Annotated in this window: 16 protein-coding genes; 10 read left to right on the top strand and 6 right to left on the bottom strand. The window is 35.6% G+C overall.

Annotated features, from left to right (window positions below):
* Nucleotides 1-68 precede the first annotated feature (68 nt).
* Nucleotides 69-677, top strand: coding sequence for a protein kinase family protein (locus SPD48_RS17885; protein WP_336259496.1), 609 nt, complete (start codon nt 69-71; stop codon nt 675-677).
* Between the two features lie 413 nt (nt 678-1,090).
* On the opposite strand, the gene SPD48_RS17880 is transcribed toward SPD48_RS17885, so the two are convergent.
* A complete protein-coding gene (locus SPD48_RS17880; protein ID WP_336259495.1) occupies nt 1,091-2,266 on the bottom strand; it encodes an MFS transporter in 1,176 nt (391 codons plus the stop codon).
* Between the two features lie 733 nt (nt 2,267-2,999).
* On the opposite strand from SPD48_RS17880, the gene SPD48_RS17875 reads away from it, so the two are divergent.
* From SPD48_RS17875 to argH, 6 genes are all read left to right on the top strand, one after another.
* The gene (locus SPD48_RS17875; protein WP_336259494.1) at nt 3,000-3,881 is read left to right on the top strand and encodes a helix-turn-helix transcriptional regulator; all 882 of its coding nucleotides are present in this window, start codon (nt 3,000-3,002) and stop codon (nt 3,879-3,881) included.
* Between the two features lie 786 nt (nt 3,882-4,667).
* A complete protein-coding gene (locus SPD48_RS17870) occupies nt 4,668-5,831 on the top strand; it encodes an ROK family transcriptional regulator (RefSeq protein WP_336259493.1) in 1,164 nt (387 codons plus the stop codon).
* Nucleotides 5,832-5,855: 24 nt separating this feature from the next.
* The gene (locus tag SPD48_RS17865; RefSeq protein ID WP_336259517.1) at nt 5,856-6,938 is read left to right on the top strand and encodes an extracellular solute-binding protein; all 1,083 of its coding nucleotides are present in this window, start codon (nt 5,856-5,858) and stop codon (nt 6,936-6,938) included.
* 73 nt (nt 6,939-7,011) lie between these two features.
* A complete protein-coding gene (locus SPD48_RS17860) occupies nt 7,012-8,115 on the top strand; it encodes an ABC transporter ATP-binding protein (RefSeq protein WP_336259492.1) in 1,104 nt (367 codons plus the stop codon).
* Nucleotides 8,116-9,801 carry an ABC transporter permease gene (locus SPD48_RS17855; RefSeq protein ID WP_336259491.1) on the top strand — a complete coding sequence of 562 codons (1,686 nt, stop codon included), beginning with the start codon at nt 8,116-8,118 and terminating at the stop codon, nt 9,799-9,801.
* A 71-nt stretch (nt 9,802-9,872) separates the two neighbouring features.
* Nucleotides 9,873-11,303, top strand: a complete 1,431-nt coding sequence (gene argH / locus SPD48_RS17850; protein WP_336259490.1) for an argininosuccinate lyase — start codon at nt 9,873-9,875, stop codon at nt 11,301-11,303.
* A 143-nt stretch (nt 11,304-11,446) separates the two neighbouring features.
* Here argH and SPD48_RS17845 read toward each other — a convergent pair whose 3' ends face one another.
* From SPD48_RS17845 to SPD48_RS17825, 5 genes are all read right to left on the bottom strand, one after another.
* On the bottom strand, nt 11,447-13,498 hold the full coding sequence (locus SPD48_RS17845; protein WP_336259489.1) for a catalase: 2,052 nt from the start codon (nt 13,496-13,498) through the stop codon (nt 11,447-11,449).
* Nucleotides 13,499-13,691: 193 nt separating this feature from the next.
* Nucleotides 13,692-14,018: a heme oxygenase gene (isdG, locus tag SPD48_RS17840; RefSeq protein ID WP_336259488.1), complete on the bottom strand. Its 327-nt coding sequence runs from the start codon at nt 14,016-14,018 to the stop codon at nt 13,692-13,694.
* A 1-nt stretch (nt 14,019) separates the two neighbouring features.
* The gene (locus tag SPD48_RS17835; protein WP_336259487.1) at nt 14,020-14,799 is read right to left on the bottom strand and encodes an ABC transporter ATP-binding protein; all 780 of its coding nucleotides are present in this window, start codon (nt 14,797-14,799) and stop codon (nt 14,020-14,022) included.
* Nucleotides 14,799-15,794 carry a FecCD family ABC transporter permease gene (locus SPD48_RS17830; protein ID WP_336259486.1) on the bottom strand — a complete coding sequence of 332 codons (996 nt, stop codon included), beginning with the start codon at nt 15,792-15,794 and terminating at the stop codon, nt 14,799-14,801. The genes SPD48_RS17835 and SPD48_RS17830 overlap by 1 nt, the downstream gene beginning before the upstream one ends.
* Before the next feature lie 2 nt (nt 15,795-15,796).
* Nucleotides 15,797-16,750: an ABC transporter substrate-binding protein gene (locus tag SPD48_RS17825; RefSeq protein WP_336259485.1), complete on the bottom strand. Its 954-nt coding sequence runs from the start codon at nt 16,748-16,750 to the stop codon at nt 15,797-15,799.
* A gap of 327 nt (nt 16,751-17,077) precedes the next feature.
* On the opposite strand from SPD48_RS17825, the gene SPD48_RS17820 reads away from it, so the two are divergent.
* The 3 genes from SPD48_RS17820 to SPD48_RS17810 are packed head-to-tail and all read left to right on the top strand — an operon-like array spanning nt 17,078 to nt 21,066.
* Nucleotides 17,078-17,743: an NEAT domain-containing protein gene (locus SPD48_RS17820; protein WP_336259484.1), complete on the top strand. Its 666-nt coding sequence runs from the start codon at nt 17,078-17,080 to the stop codon at nt 17,741-17,743.
* 22 nt (nt 17,744-17,765) lie between these two features.
* Nucleotides 17,766-18,398 (top strand): NEAT domain-containing protein, encoded by a 633-nt coding sequence (locus SPD48_RS17815; protein ID WP_336259483.1) that lies wholly within the window; start codon nt 17,766-17,768, stop codon nt 18,396-18,398.
* 31 nt (nt 18,399-18,429) lie between these two features.
* Nucleotides 18,430-21,066, top strand: coding sequence for an NEAT domain-containing protein (locus SPD48_RS17810; protein ID WP_336259482.1), 2,637 nt, complete (start codon nt 18,430-18,432; stop codon nt 21,064-21,066).
* Nucleotides 21,067-21,127 lie beyond the last annotated feature (61 nt).

Genomic DNA, 21,127 nt, shown 5'->3' with positions numbered 1-21,127 from the left:
AGACCTTACCGATTTTTTGGTGAGGTCTTTTTTGTGCTATTTTTTAAAAAATATTTGGAGGTAATCCTTTGGCTTCTTATGAAGAACTTGTAAAAACTGTAATAATAAATAAAAAGAATAGACTAATTAGCTATGATCATTCATTGAAGCTTGTGGGGAAAGGCAGGAGTGCATTTGTTTTTAAAATAAAGGCATCCAATATAGCAATTAAAGTTTTTTTTCCTGCCTTTACTTCTATTGCAAAAGAAGAAGCGAGTATCTATGAGACACTTAAGGGTATTCCATACTTTCCAACGCTTTATGATTCGGGGCGTAACTATATTGTCATCGATTTTATTCAGGGATTAACATTGTTTGAATGTATCACCAACGGCAAAATAATAACGTCGGCACATATTAAAGAGATCGACCATGCATTAGCATTAACAAGAAATTTAGGATTAAACCCATCTGATATACATCTACGTAACATTTTTATTACGAATAATAATGAAATTAAATTGATTGATGTTGCCCGGTTTAGACAGGAAAAAGAGTGTAGACAATGGGAAAATTTAAAGAAAGCGTATTACCAGTTCTATCGTAAATATTATTTTTTCAAAAAAATGCCTGCATCGTTTTTAAATATTACTGGTGCGCTTTATAATAAAGGGCTAATACCATTTTACCCGAGATAGTTTAGTTAGAGTTTATCGTTGTTTTTAAAAATAGGAATAAAGCTATTTACACATCAGAAAAAAAGTCTCTTATTTACTGAAGCAGGTGAATAAGGGATTTTTTTAGTAGATAAAAAAGTTTAAATTCATTCTTACTGTTTTCGGTCTAAAGGTTTGCACTTTAGAACATCAGTGCAACATCACCATTCTGACGTATGTTTAATAGAGCAATATATGTCAAAAACTAATTTTTTTATTCGGTATCCTAGTTACTAAGAGGGTTTATTTTGCAAGGAAAAATTACATAAGAATGTAATGAAACTATACATAAGCTCGCCAACAATATAGTCAGTTATTTTTCTCGATAATGCATGGGTGAATCTAAAACTATCACCAGTGAAAATCAGTAGTCACGTCACGTAAATGTGCCATCATTAATTTATGGATTTTTTTGCAGTTAGAGAACGATAAACCATGATACTCCCTACCGTCAATATTATTAACAGTAGCAATGACATATTAAAAGAAGATAGGTAGACTCCCAGTACAATAGCGAGACGGGCAACTATCTCTGCACAATAAAATCCAAATGTCTCTAGCGCTGAATAAGACCCACGTTTAGATTCAGGAATTATTTTATAACGTTCAGTACTGTAGATAGGCGAATAGATAATTTCCCCTACTGTTGCTAAAATAATTACGATTATAATGGGTATAAGTGTATTAAAATAGCTTAGGCCAACATAACCAACGGTATAAAGAGATAGCCCTAAAATAAGTACTTTTTCTGTTGATATCTTTTCAATATATTTAGTTATTTTAAAGGTGAAGAAAACAACAATAATTGTATTTAATAGAAGTATGATAGAATACATCCTAATCCCATCAATATTAATAAATAATATATAAATATCTTTAAAATTTTGTTTAAGATTAATAGCAATATATGAATAAATAGAAAGTTCACCAATTATTATTAAGCTGAATCCAATAGTTAATACCATATATCTTCGGTCTTTTAAGACGTCTGTGTAACTACTAATCCCATCCCTTAAAATATTGTTATGTTTTTTTGTTCGTCTTTGGACAATAATTTCAGTAAACCATTTTATAAAAGCTAAAGCGACCAAGATATATACAATAAACCCTATGGTAAATAACAAGTGAGGTTTGTAACCATAGAAAACAGCTCCAACCACTGAACCAATCGCCACTCCTACATTGGTAATCCAATAGCTTAGTTTATAGACGTAGGATTCATGTTCTGTTATTGCATCCATAATTGCAGCTTCCATAATTGGGTATTGTATACCAAAAGCTATTGTAAAAAATAAATAACTGGAGCAAAATAATAAAAGTGAACTATGTAACAATGAAATACCCATTAATAATAAAAAGATACTCATTAGTATTTGTAAGTAGACTATTATATTCTTCTTTCGATTGGAATCATTTATATGTCCCCCGATAAAAGAAAATATCATAGAAATAATCATAGCTATTGTAAGGAATATTCCGGAAAATTTAACACTTATCATATCAGTTAAATATAGTGCTACGAATGGCATGGTGGCTGTATAAATTATCTCTTGAAAGAGATTTGAAATCAATCGTACTTTTAATGTCGTACTTAAATTGTTAAAGCTCGTCGTAATTTACTCCTTCATAGCTATAAAAGCCACTCTTTCTAACTGTTCCGCATAGAATTTAGATGATCAACTCCATCGGCTGTACAAGTTATTACAGAAAATTCATTTATAAAGTCAATCTCTATAACATTATTAGTTTAAAAAATGAGGGGGTTGATTAGTATTATCCATTGCTAAGTTTAACATGGAATTTGAAGAGTCACTCCCCTAATTTCCCAGTCATTTTCAATAAATTTAACGAGTAGTTACTCAGGTCCACACATCAGATCTAATGTCTTTTTATCTTCAATCTTTTTATCTTGTAAAAAGGTTAAATAATAAATTGCCATTCTTTTCAATAAACCAGTTAAATATTCTTATAGAACAACTGAAGTTCTCATCATATTCATTATGATTCATTTTAACATTCCTTTGAAATTAAAATAATATTAATTTAGTTTAATTCTTTTGTTTTGATTCTTAGGGGGGATCTCTGAATTGACTTTTACGCTCTTTGTAGCGATTAAACAAAAGCCAAACAAAAGTAAAAATCAGATAGGGCTTTCAATTGCTTTAGTTATTATATGTGGAACCGCGTTATCAATCTTAGCTAGTTTAGTAGATGGTACCTATAGGTTGAGAAGCTTTAATAGAGCAATAAAAGTCAAAAACCAATTTTCTTATTCGGTATACTTGTTACTAAGGAGGTCCAAGAATGGGAAACAGTTCGATCATTCAACAAACGATTGTGTATATTGAAAATAACTTACATGAGGAATTAACTTTAGACAGTTTAGCTCGTTATGTAGGTTTCTCAAAATATCATTTTCATCGTATGTTTCAAAAAGAGACAGGAATAACAGTTTCAGAATATATTCGCTATCGAAGGATCGCTAATAGTGCCAATATGTTGTTATATACCGAGAAGAGAATCATAGATATTGCAATATATTATCGTTTTGAAACACAGGAATCTTTTACACGCTCATTTAAGAGGTATTATGAATTGCCGCCGGGACAATATCGAAAAATCATGGGTAAATTAACTACTAAGAGGGAGGAAACTTTGATGGAAAAAGATCAAGCGGTAAAGGGTTGGCAGTTAAGCGGAAGTCATCCTTTTCATTACAAAATGGGGCTGGACAGAAAAGTTTTTCATAAAGGTACAACATCTGGATATTTAATGAGCACACAAGTGCAGTCTCAAGATGAATTTGCAACTGTTATGCAGCAATTTAAAGCCGAAAAATATCTTGGTAAAAGATTGAAATTATCCGGTTTTCTTAAATCTGAAAAGGTGGATGGAGTTTGTGGATTGTGGATGCGGGTGGATGATTCGCTTGGGGATGTGCTGCAATTTGATAATATGAGTGATCGTCCAATTGCAGGAGATACGGATTGGAATCATTATTCTATCGTTTTAGATATACCTGAAAATAGTGCTGTAATTGCTTTCGGAGTGTTATTAGTAGGGAAAGGACAAGTATGGATGGATGAACTAAAATTCGAAGTAGTCGATAATAAGGTACCAACTACTAATATTGATTTTTCTGTTGATCTCTTAGATGAGCCGATAAATTTGTCCTTTGAAGAGTAATAATAGAGAAGAGGTAGAAAAATGAATGGGGAAAAAGTTTACGGGACACTCATCGCCTTTTTAATAATAATCGGCATAATGGCTGCGAAGTTCGTTGTAGGTAATAGTTTTTTTAGTTGGATAAAAGGATTCATAAATTGATAATTGATAGCATGACTTGATATTAATGAAATTTTTTTCACTCAATAGTACGGTCTCTAAGACCAATCTCGTAATAAGTTAACTATGGAAGAACGTGATTGGCTACTTTTAAAGGTTTAAAATCTCAAGTAAGCCGTTTGTGATTTTACCTGTCTGCAATCGGCAAAGAAATGCTCATAGTATTAAAGTCAGGAAGTTTCGGTAGTAAGGAATTTCTTGTTCACGCAGTAGATCATGTTAAAGAACTTTTAAAAAAGTCATCATAGGTTTAAGAATAGTGATTTGTGAAAGATACCGGTTTAATAGGGTTCTTTTGCAAATCACTTTTTTCGCTGGGAATGATTGTTGGGCTAAAAACTATGTATAGAAAATATTAGAATTTAGAAAGATATAATGTGAATTTTAATAAAAGTAAAAAAAGTCTTTACAAATGAAAAGGGTTTCATTATAATACAAGAAACGATAGTTAGTTAGGTAACTTTACTAACTAAAGGAATATAAATTAAAAAAATTTCATACGTATCTATTGTAGAAGTAATGAATCGTATGGGCCGAAAACTATAGTCTTAATAATAATTACGTTCAACTAGGTACAGAATTGCTTGAGATTAATCAAGTGAATACATAGTTAAGGAGTTTAGTTGTATGCAAAAAGAGAGTGTGGCCTACATAAAAACGATAAATATGCGAGGAGTTTTAAATTGCATTGTGGAAGAAAAGGCAACCACACGAGCAGATATCGCAAAAAAACTGAACTTGAGTAAACCAACCGTTTCCTCACTTGTAAAACAGTTGTTGGATGACAGGTGGATTTATGAAAGGGGAAGTGGAAATGCTTCACCCGAAGGTGGGCGAAAGCCAGTAGAACTCGCATTTAATTCCAAACGTTCCTATATTGTTGGAATAGATATTGGTGGTACAAATGTGACCCTTGGCATGACTGATTTACTCGGAGAAGTGTGTGCTTATCGTGAATTTAAGACGCAAGTGTATTTACAGAAAGGTTTATTTGAAGAAATTGAACGTTGTGTACAATCAATGAAGCGACAGCTTCAAATAACAGATAAAGATATTTTAGGTTTAGGGGCTGGTGTGCCTGGAGTTACAAATGTAACAGAAGGTTTAGTTATAGAAGCACCTGCCTTAGGGTGGAAAAACTTCCCTGTGCGGAAAGAATTAGCAAGTATCTTTTCTTTCCCTGTTTATGTGGATAATGACGTAAATAGTGTCGTATTAGGGGAGCATTGGAAAGGAATAGCAAGCGACAAATCAAACTTGATTTATATTGCAATTGGAACCGGTATAGGTAGTGGAATTATTCTAAATGGTGAGCTTTATCGGGGAAGTAATTATAGTGCTGGAGAGATGGGCTATTTAGTAACAGATCGTGAAAAGGTAAAAAGCTTTCAGCCGATGTATGAAGGATATGGGTACTTGGAAAGTGTGGCAAGTGGTTCATCAATCAGTAAAGAACTATCTTCTAAACTCGGTCTAAACGTAACTGCGAAGGAGGCGTTTGAACTATATGCGCAAAAACAACCTGAGGCAATAGAATCTATTAATTTAATGGTAGATAATTTGGCAATAGGTATAGCAAATTATGTTTCCTTGTTTGATCCAGAGATTATTATTATAGGAGGTGGTGTCAGCCAGTCATTTTCTTTGATCAGTGAACAACTGGTCGGTACGATGAGACAGCATACGCCACAACGCTGTGACGTTGTGCAGACAACATTAGGGGCTAAAGCAGGAATTATTGGTGCTGCAGCTTTGTTCTTGAAGGAACATGATGTTTTACTAAAAATTTAAATGAGAGGGGTAATTTTAGTGAGAATGGGAAAAAACGGCTTGCTTTTCGTTGGAATCATGCTTTTGGTATTTCTTACAGGCTGTATGGCAGGGAACTCAGAGGATTCGAGTTCGTCTGATGATGGAAATGAGAGTGATTTAGAGGATAAAGTTGTTGTTTATTCACCACATGGAACAGATATTTTAGGAGAGTTTCAGCAACAATTTGAAGCAGAGTATGGGATTAAAATGGAATTTTTGGATATGGGTTCTCAGGAAATTTTAGATCGAGTTCGTTCTGAAAAAAATAACGTGCAAGCAGATATCTGGTGGGGTGCACCTCAAGTAAACTTTAATCAGGCTGCTGAAGAAGGACTGCTTGAGGAATATAAGCCTACGTACGCAGACACGTTAGATGAGCTATATCATGATCCAGATTGGTTATGGTCAGGAACATCTATTACACCTCAAGTTATTATGTATAATTCTAATGAAGTTTCTGAGGAAGAAGCGCCTAAAGACTGGGATGAACTACTGGATTCCAAGTGGGAAGATGAAATCATTATTAGATATCCATTGGCATCGGGCGGAATGCGCACCATCTTCTCTACGATTATTTATGAGAAGTATAAAGATTCAGAAGATCCACAAGAAGGATATGACTGGCTTAAGAAGTTAGATGCAAATACGAAAGAATACTCAGCAAATCCAGAGATAATGTATAACCAAATCGCCAAAGGTGTAGGGACTATTTCTGTTTGGAATATGCCAGATACTGTTCAATTGGCAGAGGAAAAAGATTATCCATTTGGCTATCATCTACCTGCTAGCGGTACGCCAATAATTACGGAAGGTATTGCGGTTATTAAAGATGCACCACATCCTAAAGCTGCAGAAGCTTTTTATGAGTTTGTAAACACACCGGAGGCGGCTAAATTGCTCGCGGAAGAGTTTTATCGTATTCCAACACGAGACGATATTGATGAGCTACCTGATTGGATTAAAGAAACAGACATTATTCCAATAGACTTAGATTGGGATCTAGTGGAAGAGAAGCAAGATGAGTGGATGGAGTATTGGGATAATAACATTAAAAGTTCAGACAAAGATAAAAGTGATGAAGAGTAATTTTAATAAAAAAACTTATGAAGATTTAGATGACATACTAAGGTAGAGATTTCTAAAGGAGAGGTTGTTAGTCATGTCAACAGTACATTTATCAGAAATCACAAAACAGTTTGGTAGTGTAACAGCAGTCGATAATTTGGATTTAACAATTCAAGAAGGAGAATTTTTCACGTTTTTAGGTCCAAGTGGATGTGGCAAGACAACAACTCTTCGAATGATTGCTGGATTTTACTACCCAACAGTTGGAACAGTAAAATTTAATGATCGTGATATGACAAAAGTAGCGCCTGAGAAAAGAAATACGGGCATGGTTTTTCAAAACTATGCTCTCTTTCCTCATATGACTGTATTTGAGAATGTAGCTTTTGGGCTGAAAGTAAGAAAGATGAAAAAGCACGTTGTCCAAGAGAAAGTTTCGGATGTGTTGAAAAAAGTTCGCTTAGAACAGTTTATGGATAGACAAGTAAGTCAGCTTAGTGGTGGACAGCAACAACGTGTTGCATTGGCAAGAGCATTAGTAATTGAACCCGACATTTTGTTATTGGATGAGCCACTTAGTAATTTAGATGCCAGGTTACGGGATGAGATGCGTGCCGAAATTTTGAGATTACAAAGAGAATATGGAATAACGACGATCTACGTAACTCACGATCAAATGGAAGCACTTTCTATGAGTGATCGGATAGCCGTTTTCAATGCAGGTATTTGTCAACAAGTAGGAACACCCTTAGAAATATATAATCAGCCTGTTAATGATTTTGTTGCTAAGTTTATTGGCGAAACGAATCTATTACCAGTTCGTTATGAAGAGGAAGAGGGTGAACGAGCGCGATATTTTTCTGAAGAAATGGATGGTTCGTTTTATGTTAATCGTACAGAATTGAATATCGCGTCATATGACAAAGAAGATAATCTATCGATCTCTATTAGACCGGAAGTCATTCAAATAAGTGAAAAATATGAAGATAAATCGAATGTCTTTAAAGGTACAGTTACTCTTGTTCAGTTTACGGGAGAAGCTGTCCATACTATGGTCAAAATAAATGATCATGTAACAATTAAGGTCACAGAATTAAATCGGGGACCAGCTACCTACTTAAAGGAAGGAACTTCTGTCTATATATATGTCCCGACAGATCAAGTGCGGATTGTTCCTCAATCGAGAGGTGATGAATAAATGTTAAATGCGGATCGAAGACGAACTCTATTTTTATTAATTCCTGTTCTTCTCGTTTTGATTGGATATGTTCTATATCCGTCATTTGAAACTTTTTTAGAAAGTATCCGAAAGAATGGTGTTTATTCACTCCAAAATTATCAAGATTTCTTTGGGGCAAAGTCCGCTGCTAACTTTGAAGCGTTGTGGAATTCTGTCTATATTTCTCTTTTGTCAGTCTTATTTAGTGCATTAATTGGAATTCCATTGGCGTTTATTTTTACACGCTATGATTTTCCAGGACGGCAGTTTTTCTCCAACATTGCAATAATGCCTATTGTGCTTCCATCTTTAGTAGGTGTTATGGCATTTATGTTTCTATATGGAGAGGCGGGACTTGTACCTAATGCAATAAAGGATATATTTAATTTGTCAAAAGTGCCTTTCAGTATCGGTGGTGTTTCCGGAATATTAATCGTACATGCGTATACGATGTATCCATATTTTTATATGACGACATCCTCAGCCTTGAATAATATTGATCCCTCTTTGGAAGAGGCTGCGGCTAACCTAGGGTCAAATCGATTTCGTGTATTTTGGAAAGTAACGTTTCCGTTATTAACTCCGGGAATCATTGCGGCTGCATTACTAGTATTTATGGTGTCGATGGCTTCGTTCAGTGCCCCATTTTTATTGGCCGGTGGTTACAGAGTACTAAGTCTACAAATCTATTTTTCTAAAATTAATGGGGATCTAGAGATGGCTGCAACCCAGTCCGTTATTTTGTCACTTGTGTCTATTTCATTTCTTCTGTTTATGCGTTGGTATCAAAATCGGAAAGATTATCGTATGGGGAGTAAAGGAATCGGGGTACATAGAAGTGAAGTACGTAACCCGCTAATAAAGTGGATGATGGTTACATTAGGTATTTTAGCAATGATTGTTTTATTATTACCACATGCTACATTGCTAATTTTATCGCTTGTTCCAGACGGGGCGTGGACATGGCAGACATATCCAACAGCATTTAGTTTGGAAAATTTCAGATTGTTATTTGATACACCTCATATATGGGACCCAGTTCGAAATAGTTTAATTATGACAGTGATTGCTTGTGTTGGAGTGTTTGCTTTTGGAATCATTACTTCCTATACACTTGTTAAACGTAAGTTCATAGGGAAAAATTTATTAGATATACTCGTCATGGTCCCTTGGGCTTTACCAGCTACTGTTGTAGGAATGAATTTAATTTTAGCATTTAATGAACCATCTGTTTTTTCATTTGGAAAAATTCTCGTTGGAACCTTTTGGATCCTTCCACTTGCATACTTTATTCGTTTTTTACCGCTTGTAGTACGCTCGACGAACGCGGTACTGGAGCAACTGGATGATTCTATCGAAGAGGCTGCCCAAAATCTTGGAGCTAAATGGTTTTATACGTTTAGAAAAGTAATTTTACCAATTATTTTACCTGGTGTGTTAAGTGGGACATTGCTAGCATTTGTTCAAGCTATTGGTGAATTCCCAACATCTGTTTTACTATATACGCTGGGAAATAGGCCAATCTCTATTGAAATTATGAATCAATTGCGGATGTTCAATATGGGGCAGGCGGCAGCTTATGGAATGATTCAAGTGGGATTAATCTCAATAGTAATGTTTATTTCGTATAAATTTTTTGATGTAAAAACGGAGAATACATTATAAGTTAAAGGGTGATAAACCTGTAAAAAATGGAACTTAAATTAATTTCAGAATAAGAAGAGGTGCATAAGATCGTGTTTACTTCGAGAGAGATGTTTGAAAAGCAGGATGGTATAGATTTTCCAGGTAATGTATTTAGTGAGACTATCTTAAAACCTATTTTTTACGATCAAAAAGAACATTTAATGGATGCAATGTTTCAAATTCATAAAGCCCACACGCAAATGCTTGCTGACCAACATATTTTAACAGAGACCGAAGCGAAGACTATATTACAGGGGATTCAGCAGTTAGAAAACATGGATTATCGGACATTGGAATATAGAGCCGAATATGAGGATTTATTTTTTTTAGTGGAATCCAAAATCGGTGAGCTAATCGGAGATGAACTGGCGGGGAAAATGCATATTGCTAAAAGTAGAAATGATATGGGGGAAGCCATGTACCGCATTGTTCTGCGGTCATACCTTAAAAATAGTATTAAATATGCACAAGAATTGTCAACAGCTTTACTTTATCAAGCAGAACGACATACGAAAACAATTATGCCGGCGCATACACATACTCAGCCAGCACAGCCAACTACTTTTGGTCATTATCTGGTGGCATTGTATGATAATTTGGAGCGTGATATTGACCGGTTAAAACAGGCTTATCATACAGTAAATCAATCACCAATGGGTGCTGCAGCTATTACGACTTCTGGGTTTCCAATTAGTCGGGAGCAGATGGTTGAACTACTGGAGTTTGATGGGTTAATTGAGAATTCATATGACGCCATTGCAAGTGGAGATTATTTGATTGATGCGGCACAATCCTTAATAAGTTTGATGACAAATATGGGAAGATGGCTCCAAGAATTATTGAGAATGTCATCAAAAGAAGTTGGTTTAATCAAGGTTTCCGATGCATACGTACAAATCAGTAGTATTATGCCTCAAAAAAGAAATCCTGTTTCCATTGAGCATTCTCGTTCGCTTGCCAGTAGTGCTGCTGCTGAAGGAATGGCAGTTATTCATATGGTGCATAATACTCCATTTGGAGATATAAACGATACAGAAGATGATTTACAACCACATCTATATGCGGGATTTTCTAAAGGAATTCGTGTCCTCCGTTTAATGAGAGCTGTTATTTTAACGCTGGAGTTTGATCGGGAGCGTGCCTATCAACAAGCTCGAGAGAATATGATCACGATTACAGAATTAGCCGATGTTTTGTCAAGAGATTATGGAGTGTCTTTTAGGACAGCACATCAACAGGCGAGCATGATTTCCAAGAAAGCAGGAGAATTGAAAAAAGAATTATATGAATTACCAGTCTCGAAAATTAATGAATGGCTTGAAGGCACACAACTTACTGAAAAAGATTGGCAGGAAATAGTGAATCCATTGTATTTTGTAGAGCGGCGCAGAGTAACTGGTGGACCTAATTCAGAGGTTGTTCGAAAAATGATAGAAAAGAGAAAACAAGAGTTAAAAAGAAGACTGGATAACAGAAAATAAGTCAGAGAAAAAAATCCGAACTATGATTCAAAGTTTATAATTTGAATTAGTTCGGATTTCATGATGGTATCCTTTGCTGAAAATTGTTTTTCTCTATCCTGTACATTGCTTTGAGTAAGTATGTACGTTGCAAATGAGTTATTCTATTTTCTATTCCAAAACCGTTGCTCAGCGATAGCATCGACAAACTCTTCAGCGAAATTTGGATTATCTTTCGCGAAGACAACGCCGGCCAAATTGTTTTCTGGAGCTGTCCTTATTAAAGACTGTCCGGTCGTAGCGACACCAATAGGTTTATAATGTTTATAGGCGACATGGATATAGTCTTCAATATTTGAATCAAATGATGCTTGTTGATTAGAACGTCCACCTACTACATATAAGGAGTCAACCAGATAAGGACTTGATGTAAGGAATGTTTCGTTCACTTTAATTTCCAATCCATCTGATCCTTTCACAGGATTAAGCGTGTCACTAATAATGACAATGAATACACCATTTTCCTCTAAATAGTTAATTACATTGGCTACTTCATTTCCGTTAAATCCATCTCCAATCAATACCCCAACTTTCTGAGTAGCGGCAAACTTAGGTGTGCTGGCTTGGCTTAGGGAAGGATAACTTGTCGAAATAGGAAGATTAGAACCACTTGGACGTTCTACTCCAATATTATCGGCAACGATATATGCCATTTCTTGATCTACTTTAACCAATATATCGACGTTTTGCTGGCGAACTGATTCACTTTTTACTTTTCCAAGCTGGTAGCTTAATGCTTCAAGCGTGTGCTGTTTCTCAACAGGTGTTAAGCTATTCCAAAAGATCCTCGGTTGGGAGAAGAAATCGTTAAATGATTCACTACGCGCTCTTATAACGTGTCCTTCTACCTTTTTTGGATAAGATTCGTAGCCTCCTTCTTCTGGCGGAGTTGTATAGGGTGTATTATTCGCTAGTGAATTATTACGATAGTTTACTTGATCAACGTCAATTCGATACCTCATATTGCCTCGTCGCTGATTATTATGAAATGGGCAAAGTGGTCGATTAATAGGCAAATCCTGATGATTCGGTCCAATTCGGTGATATTGGGCACTTTGATAAGCGATTAATCTACCCTGTAGGACGGGATCATTGGAAAAGTCAATTCCTGGAACGACATTTGCAGGGTTAAATGCTACTTGTTCTGATTCCGTAAAGTAATTATCAATATTTCTATTTAATGTCATTTTTCCGATGATTTGAACAGGGATGAGCTCTTCTGGCCAAAATTTGGATGGATCAAGAATGTCAAAATCATAATTGAATTCATCCTCCATCGGAATGAGTTGCACACCTAATTCATATTCTGGAAAAGCTCCGCAGTCAATTGCCTCACGGAGGTCCTTCCGGTGAAAGTCTGGATCTAGACCGCCGATTTTTAGTGCCTCATCCTGAAGCAGAGAATGAACACCAAGGACAGGCTTCCAAACATATCTTACAAAGGTTGCAACTCCTTCTTCGTTTATAAATAGGTACGTATTAATTGACCACGATTCCATCATTCGGTAACTTCTTACTATGCCTCGGTCCGACATAATCCACAGCACCATATGAAGTGCTTCCTGATTATTGGCTACATAATCCCAAAACCGGTCATGTGCACCAGTGGCCGTTGGTATACCATCAGATTGCTTAGATTGGTAGGCATGCATCACATCTGGAAACTTCATGGCGTCTTGGTTAACTAAAACGGGCATGGCAATCGTCGTCAGATCGACATTCCCTTCATCTGTATACAGTTTCACGCCCTGACAACGTAAATCCCTTGCTGTATCATAAGATCCCTTTGGCCCTTGTACGGTTGAATAACGGATAGTTAAGGGTGTCTTTTTCCCCGCCTCTTGTAAGAACCCCGCTTTTGTTACATGTTTCATAGACTGATAACATTCAAAATCCCCATATGCACTGTAACCTCTTGCATGGACTACTCTCTCCGGTTGTTCTTCACGTACAAAATGTGTCATTTTCTCAAAAAATTCATAATCTTGCCGTAATGATGGACCACGTATTCCGGCTTTTAATTGATCTGCATCATTTGACAATCTTTTCCCCGCATTTGTCGTCAGTGGTTTTCCAGTGTCTCGAATACGGAACTGATCCAGTTGTTCTTGTTTTCTATTTTCAGGCTCCCGATTTCTTGATGACTTATTATCCAAAAAAATCACCTTTCTCTTTGCATACTTTTAACTCCGCTTATATTGTATGCATGTGCCTAGGAAAAGATTCATTTTTTTGGAAACTTGGTACAGGGAGATACGTTTACACATATAGATAGAGAAAAGTGAAAGTGGTATATTTTCAAACAAGAAAAAGTAGAAAATAAGATTTTCCACTTTGACAAAATAATATTTATTTTGCAATTGATGTAATTGGATGACGCACAATTGGTACTTTATAATATGATATTTTGTTTTCTATTATATAGTCTGGTCTGCCACCATTATGTCTATGTGCTTCTTTAAACGCTTCACTTTTCGTCCAATTTTTAAAATTATCCTCAGTTTCCCAACGTGTAACAATGGTAACTTCATCATAATCTTTTAGTTTTTGAGTTTCTAACACTTCTAAACCTAGAAATCCTTCCATCATTTCGACTTTTCCTACTTTATTAAAGCGATTGATTAACTTTATTCCCTCATCTTTTTTAATTTTTGTTGTGTTTGTAACGATATACATCTTATTTCCTCCTTGTATTTGGAATGATTAACGGATATCCATCTTCAAATAAAATTTTTGCATCTATTTCATATACTTCGCGTAAAAAACTAGTTGTTAATAAATTTTTAGGGCTACCTTTCTCTACAATTTCGCCTTTTTTGACGGCAATCATATAATCACTGTAGAAAGCGGCTTGTTGTAAATCATGCAAGACCATAATAATCGTTAAGTCATAATGTGCCTTTATATAAGTAAGTAACTCCATCACTTCAAGTTGATGGGCAATGTCTAAGTAAGTGGTCGGTTCATCTAATAATAAAATATTTGTTTTCTGGGCCAGAGCCATTGCAATTCGAGCTTTTTGTTGTTCACCTCCTGAAAGACTGAAAAATAAGCGGTCTTTATGTTTTGTTGTGTTCGTCATTTCCATCGCTTCCTCGATAATCATTTCATCTTCTTTTGTAAATCGACTCGCAAGAAAAGACTTATGTGGAGATCGACCAAAAGATATTAATTCTTTGATCGTTAAATTAGGTAATGTATCTTTTGATTGGGGTAACATGGTAATTATTTGAGCGAATTCTTTCGATTTATATAATCTACTATTTTTGTTAAGTACATAAACAGACCCATTATTTGCTGTGATCAGTCTACTAATTATTTTTAATAATGTTGATTTCCCTGAACCGTTAGGTCCGACAATGGACGTTGTTTTTCTACTTGGAATCGATAGAGAAATATTCGCTAATTGAAAATTTTCTACTTTTAAGGTAATTTCATCTGTCTGAATCGCATTCATTAAAACATTCTCCGTTTCCTTAATAACATTAAAAAGAAAGGTGCGCCTAAGCATGCGAGTAAAATACCTACTGGAAGTTCTATAGGATCAAAAGCGGTTCGTGCAATCGTGTCAGCTAAAACTACTAAGATTGCGCCACTAATCATGCTTAATGGTAGTAAAAAAGCATAGTCATCACCAATAATTATCCGAACAAAATGAGGGACAACGAGCCCAACAAATCCAACAAGTCCTGCAACACTAACAGCAACCCCTGCTAATAAGGATGCGAGAGCGATAAGTAAAAACCGTTGTAATTCCACCTTTTGGCCTAGTAATTTTGCATTATCATCACCAAGAAGTAAGAGATTAGCAGGTCTAATTGCTAAAAAAGCTAGTAAGATACTGATTGCAGCATATGGTGCCATAAATTCGAGGTGATGCCACCCCCTCCCAGTTAAACCACCTGATAGCCATGGAAGAACCGATTGCACTCGGTCACTATAGACGACCATGATTCCATTCATAATCGCGCCTAATAAAGCATTAATTGCTACACCGGCTAATACGATTTTTACCGGGGATGTTTCTTGCCCCCATGCTAATAAGTAAATCAGTAGTGATGTAAGTAAAGCGCCTAAAAAAGCCGTAAACGGTAATAGATAGCTATATTGCGGTAAAAGAACCATTGTAATAACTGCTGCTAACCCAGCACCTGAAGATACACCGATAATCCCGGGGTCTGCCAAAGGATTTTTCATCACCCCCTGTAAGATGGCTCCGGAAGCTGCTAAACAAATACCTACAAAAATGCCGATTAGTATTCTTGGCAACCGAACATCTATAATAATTTTTTCGTGAACTGAGTCCCCAGTTTGTAAAAATACAAGAATTACTTCTGACAATGTAATTGGGATGGGCCCATATATTAACCCGTGAAAAGTTGCAAGAATTAATATAATCGGAGTAATAATAATCATTAGTTTTCTTCGTAAACGCCGTTTCTTAATGGACATAATTATTTGTTCACATCTTCCAATAGTTCATACATATAATCGAGTGCATCGATTACTTTCGTTCCCGGATTTGTTCCAAACAGATTGGAAGGTAGAATATGAAACTGGTTATTTTTAACCGCATCTAGATCAGACCAACCTGCATTTTTTGACATATCCTGAATAAAACTGTCTTTTACTTCTTCCGGATTCCCATGACTCATTAATAAAATTATTTCTGGATTTGCTTCAATAATTCTTTCCGTATTGAGTTGAGCATATTGCGGATATTGCTCTAAACTTGGATAATCACTTGCGATATTTATTCCGCCAGCTAGCTCGAGAATATTACCTCCAAGTGAATTTGGTAATGCGGCCATGTTTGTTCCTGGAGCTCCATATATTAAGAGAACTCTTGGCTTATTTTCAAATGAACGTTTTTGTAAATCTTTAATTTTTTCGTTAATTGTATGTATTAATTCCTCTGCTTTTTCTTTTTGGCCTAAGAGATCCCCAAGTAACATTATTTGTCTTGTGATATCATCAACAGAATTGGCGCTTGTTAAGACCATTTCTGCACCAATACTCTCAATTGCTTGTATGTCTTTACTATTCATAGGATGATTCCCTAAGACAACATCAGGTTCTAATGATGTTATTTTTTCAAGGTCAACACTATGAGTAGAACCAACTTCTAGTGCATTCTCCGCCTCTTTTATGACTGTTTCTCCAGTCGGACGCCCAACTACCTTTCCCTCTAACGCATAAACAATATCGGTTTCTCCATTTCCAAGAGAAACAATCTTTTCTGGATGATGTTGAAAGCCAATCGTTCTATCTGAGAAATCTGTTATAGAAAGAGAAGGATGATTGGACGCTTCAGTTTTATTATTTGTATCTGCTGCCTCATTGTTTACGCTACACCCAACTAACAGTAAAAGAAGAAGTAAGCATAAATAATTGCGAAAGTGGTACATCATAAACCTCCTACTTAGATTAAATGAGAGTGCTTCTCAATTACACATTATGATAATGAAAATCATTCTCAATGTCAACATGAATTTTTCACATTTCAAAATAATTGAAAAAAAGACAGGTTTGGTATTGACTTTTATTTTTTATTCGCTATGATAGGAGTCGAATATAACTGATAATGATTATCATTATCTATTAAGTGCGTATTAAAAAGTTGAAGGAGGACCGAAAGCTTTCAAGCAAGTAGCTGTTAAAGCTTTTATTTTTTTACTCAATTGAGAATGACTATCATTATCATGGCATAACAAAAAAGATTTGGAGGGAAGTGAGTGATAAAGCCGATACTTAAATATTTAATTATAGGCATTTTATTTCTATATGTTTTTACCGTTGAATGTATTGCTTTTAACACAAAAGTCCAAGCAGATTCAACAACGATAGAAGAAGGCACATATTCAATTGACTACGTTATTTTACGAGCCGAAGATGATTCGGTATCCATTGCGAATGATTACTTTGAAAAGCCGGCAAATTTAATTGTCCAAGATGGAGAGCAATACATACAATTTTTATTAAATCATAGTCAGTGGACAAAAGAACTGCAAGCACCACAAGGCGATGCATTTGTTGATGTAGATGTTGTAGAGGAAGACGAGGCAGAAGATACTCGGTTAGTACAGTTCAAGGTAGACAGAGATTTATCAGAACCTGTTGAGTTTAAAATGCATGTGTTAATTGAAACAATGGATCCTGTTTATGATCATCGGTATACGGTTCGTTTTGACTTTAATTTAGATAGTTTAGAAGAAACGGAATCGAAGGAAGTATTTAAAAAGGTAGAGGATGATCAAGACAAAGCTCCTGTAAATGATGATGGGGGGAAAGAACAGCAAGACGATAAGTCAACTAGTACAATCTCAATTACTCTCGCAATTACTTTATTAATTACATCCGTTTTATTTGTAATTGTCTTATGGAGAACGGTTAAAAAATAAAAACAGATAAGGAGAATGAGGTTTGAGTAATAAATTGAAAGCATTATTATCATGTTTAGTCATTGTTGTTGGGTTATTGTCATTTCAACCGGCCTTACCCACAGATGCCGCTTCTACATATAAGGATGGAGAATATAGTTTACCTTTCACTGTATTAAAAGGTGATAGTGACGAACGGTCAATGACAAATGATTACTTAGTTTCACCAGCTAAGTTAATCGTAAAAGATGGAAAAAATACGGTTCAATTAACATTGAAAAATAGTTCTTGGTGGAAAAGCTTCTCGGTATCTTCCGGCGGAATATCAGTGGTGAGTGATTCGAACGATATACGTGTCGTTCAATTTAACGTACAGGATTTAAATCAATTGTTAAGTGGAAATATTCATGTCGTTGTGCCAGATATTGATTACGACAATAAGTATACTGTTCGTTTTAAATTTGATGCATCTGGCATACCTAGCGCTGGCGGTACTCAAAACAGTGGCGAAACAAGATCTAATGATAATGGGCAACAAAACGATGGCAATTCAACAGCTGGAGGGAAAACAGCGGAAGAAAACCCACCAACTGGAGACCATACACCAGTTTTATTATTAGGGATTATTTTACTTGGATCAGGAGTATTTTTAGCACGCCAAATAGTAACAAGATAGTATAAAAAAATAATTGAAAGAGGAGAATTGAATGAAGAAATTCTATTCGTTAATGTTAATTTTTTCATTAATATTTACGACAATTTCACCAGCCCTCCCTTCCGTATCAGCCGAAACGGCAGATAAAGTGTATGCAGATGGAGAGTATGCGCTACCTTTTGTCGTATGGCAAGCTGGTAAAGACGATACTTCAGTAGCAGATGGCTACTTAGAAAAACCAGCCAAACTAATTGTGAAAGATGGAAAATACACGGTTCAAACAACTTTAAAAAATGATTCATGGTGGCAATATTTTAAAGTTGAATCTACGGGTACATTTGTAGATGTTACAGAAATTAGTAAAGATGAGGATTCAGATACAAGCGTTGTGGCATTTGAAGTAGATGATCTAGATGAGATTCTACATGCTAAAGTCCATATTATCGTTACAGGGATTCCAGGATTTAATTACGATAATAAATATGATATTCGTTTTAATTTTGATCCAAGCGGTATTCCTTTAGCACCGGAAGAGGACTTGGGTGAGAGTGAAGAACCAACAGAAGATCCTACTGAGACAGAAAACCCTGACGAGAGTGAAAAATCAGGAGAAACAGAAAACCCGGACGAAATTGAAAATCCGGATAAAGGTGAAAAACCGGGTGAAACAGAAGAGCCAGGAGAAATTGAACAACCGGAACAACTGAACCAACCAGAAGTTATAGACATAGTAGATGGTGACTATACGATCGATTTTGAAGCGTTGCATGCAGAAGAAGATAAAGCTTCGGGTATGGCTAGGTATATTGATAAGACAGCTTCTTTATCTGTAAAAGATGGTAAAACATTACTTACACTCACGTTGACAGATCATACAACGGTCACAGGTTTTCAAGTTGAAAGTGACGGAAAATTAATCGAACCAAAAGAACAAAAAGTAAATGAAGAAGAGAATACTAGGACGGCTACGTATGAATTAGAAGAATTATTATCTACTGTCAAAGCGCAAGTACAATACACGGTAGGCGCACACACTGGTGATCAGCCATTACGTTTAGCATTCAACAAAGATAGTTTATTAGAAAAAGAAATGGAGGAACCTACTCAGCCTGAACAGCCTAACGCATTGGAAATTGCAGATGGGAACTATACGATCGATTATGAAGCATTACATGCAGAAGAAGATAAAGCTTCAGGCATGGCTAAATATTTGGATAACCCAGCTTCATTAACGATAGAGAATGGAAAAGTATTAGTTACTCTAACGATAAACGACCATAAAACAGTCACAGGTTTTCAGATGGAAAAAGACGGTAAACTTATTGAGCCAAGTAAAGAAAAGATCCATGAGTTTACTAACAAAAGAGAAGTAACATATGAGTTGGATAAATTATTAACAATTGTAAAGGCACAAGTTCAATACACTGTAGGTGCACATAATGGCAACCAACCACTACGTTTAGCATTTGATAAAGATAGTTTAGTAGAAAAAGTGATTGAAGAGCAGCCAGGTGATACTGAAAACCCTGGCGCTAAATACAAAGATGGTGAATATACTCTGCCATTCGCAGTGTGGCAAGCAAATAAAGATGAAACATCGGTAGCAGATGGCTACTTAGAAAAGCCAGCTAAACTAATTGTAAAAGATGGGAAGTATACAGTCCAAACAACCTTGAAAAACAGTTCATGGTGGCAATATTTTAAAGTGGAATCGAACGGTAAATTTATTAATGTAAAAGAAATAAGTAAAGATTCTGTTGCTGATACAAGTGTTGTTGAATTTGATGTGAAGGATATCGATGAGATTTTAAACGCAAAAGTTCATATTATTGTGACAGGGATTCCTGGTTTTGAATACGACAATAAATATGATATCCGCTTTCACTTTGACACAAGTGACATACCATTAGCCGATGACAACAATGACAACAATGACAACAATGATAACAATTCCAGCGATGGAAACAGTGGTAATAACGAGAATAACAACAGCGACAACGGAAACAACGGAAATAATGATGCAGATCAGAAAATATGTAAAGATGGAGAATATCATTTACCATTTGACGTATTGCAAGCAGATAAAAATGAAGTATCTGTAGCAGATCAGTACCTACAAAAACCTGCAAAGTTAATTGTGAAAGATGGTAAGTTCACTATTGAAGCAACCTTGAAAAACAGTCCTTGGTGGAAAGAATTTAAAGTAGCATCAAAAGATGGGTTTGTAGATGTTAATGAAATTAGTAAAAATGAGGTTGAAGATACAAGTGTTGTACAATTTAATAATCAAAATCCTCATGAAGTCTTACATGCAAAAGTCCATATTATTGTAACGGGAATTCCTGGATTAGATTATGACAATAAATACGATATTCGTTTTAAATTTGATACAAGTGATCTTCCAATAAACGATTGTAAAGTTGATAGCAATGGTAACGTCATTGGTGGCGGAGATGATAATGGAAACGATCCAAAAGAGCCTAAAGCTCCGACATCTGATCATGGAGATGGGCTAGATTTCGATCGAAATGACGGCACAGGTGGCAATGTTGACAATAAAGATAAGACGGACAGTACTAATCCGAAAACGGCTGATAAAGCAAAAATCATCTTATTTTCCAGTTTATTCATCTGTTCCCTCATTCCATTAATGATTAAATTACGTTCCAAATTTCGTATGGTGAGTTAAAGTACATCAAGTCTTGTTATTAGAGGTTTTTAAGTGGCCAATTTCTATGAAGGCATATAGG

Origin of the sequence: Pseudogracilibacillus sp. SE30717A, assembly GCF_037071985.1 — a bacterium.
Taxonomy (GTDB): domain Bacteria; phylum Bacillota; class Bacilli; order Bacillales; family Amphibacillaceae; genus Pseudogracilibacillus.
The sequence above is the reverse complement of the archived record's forward strand: the minus strand, read 5'-3'. Positions and strand labels throughout refer to the sequence as shown.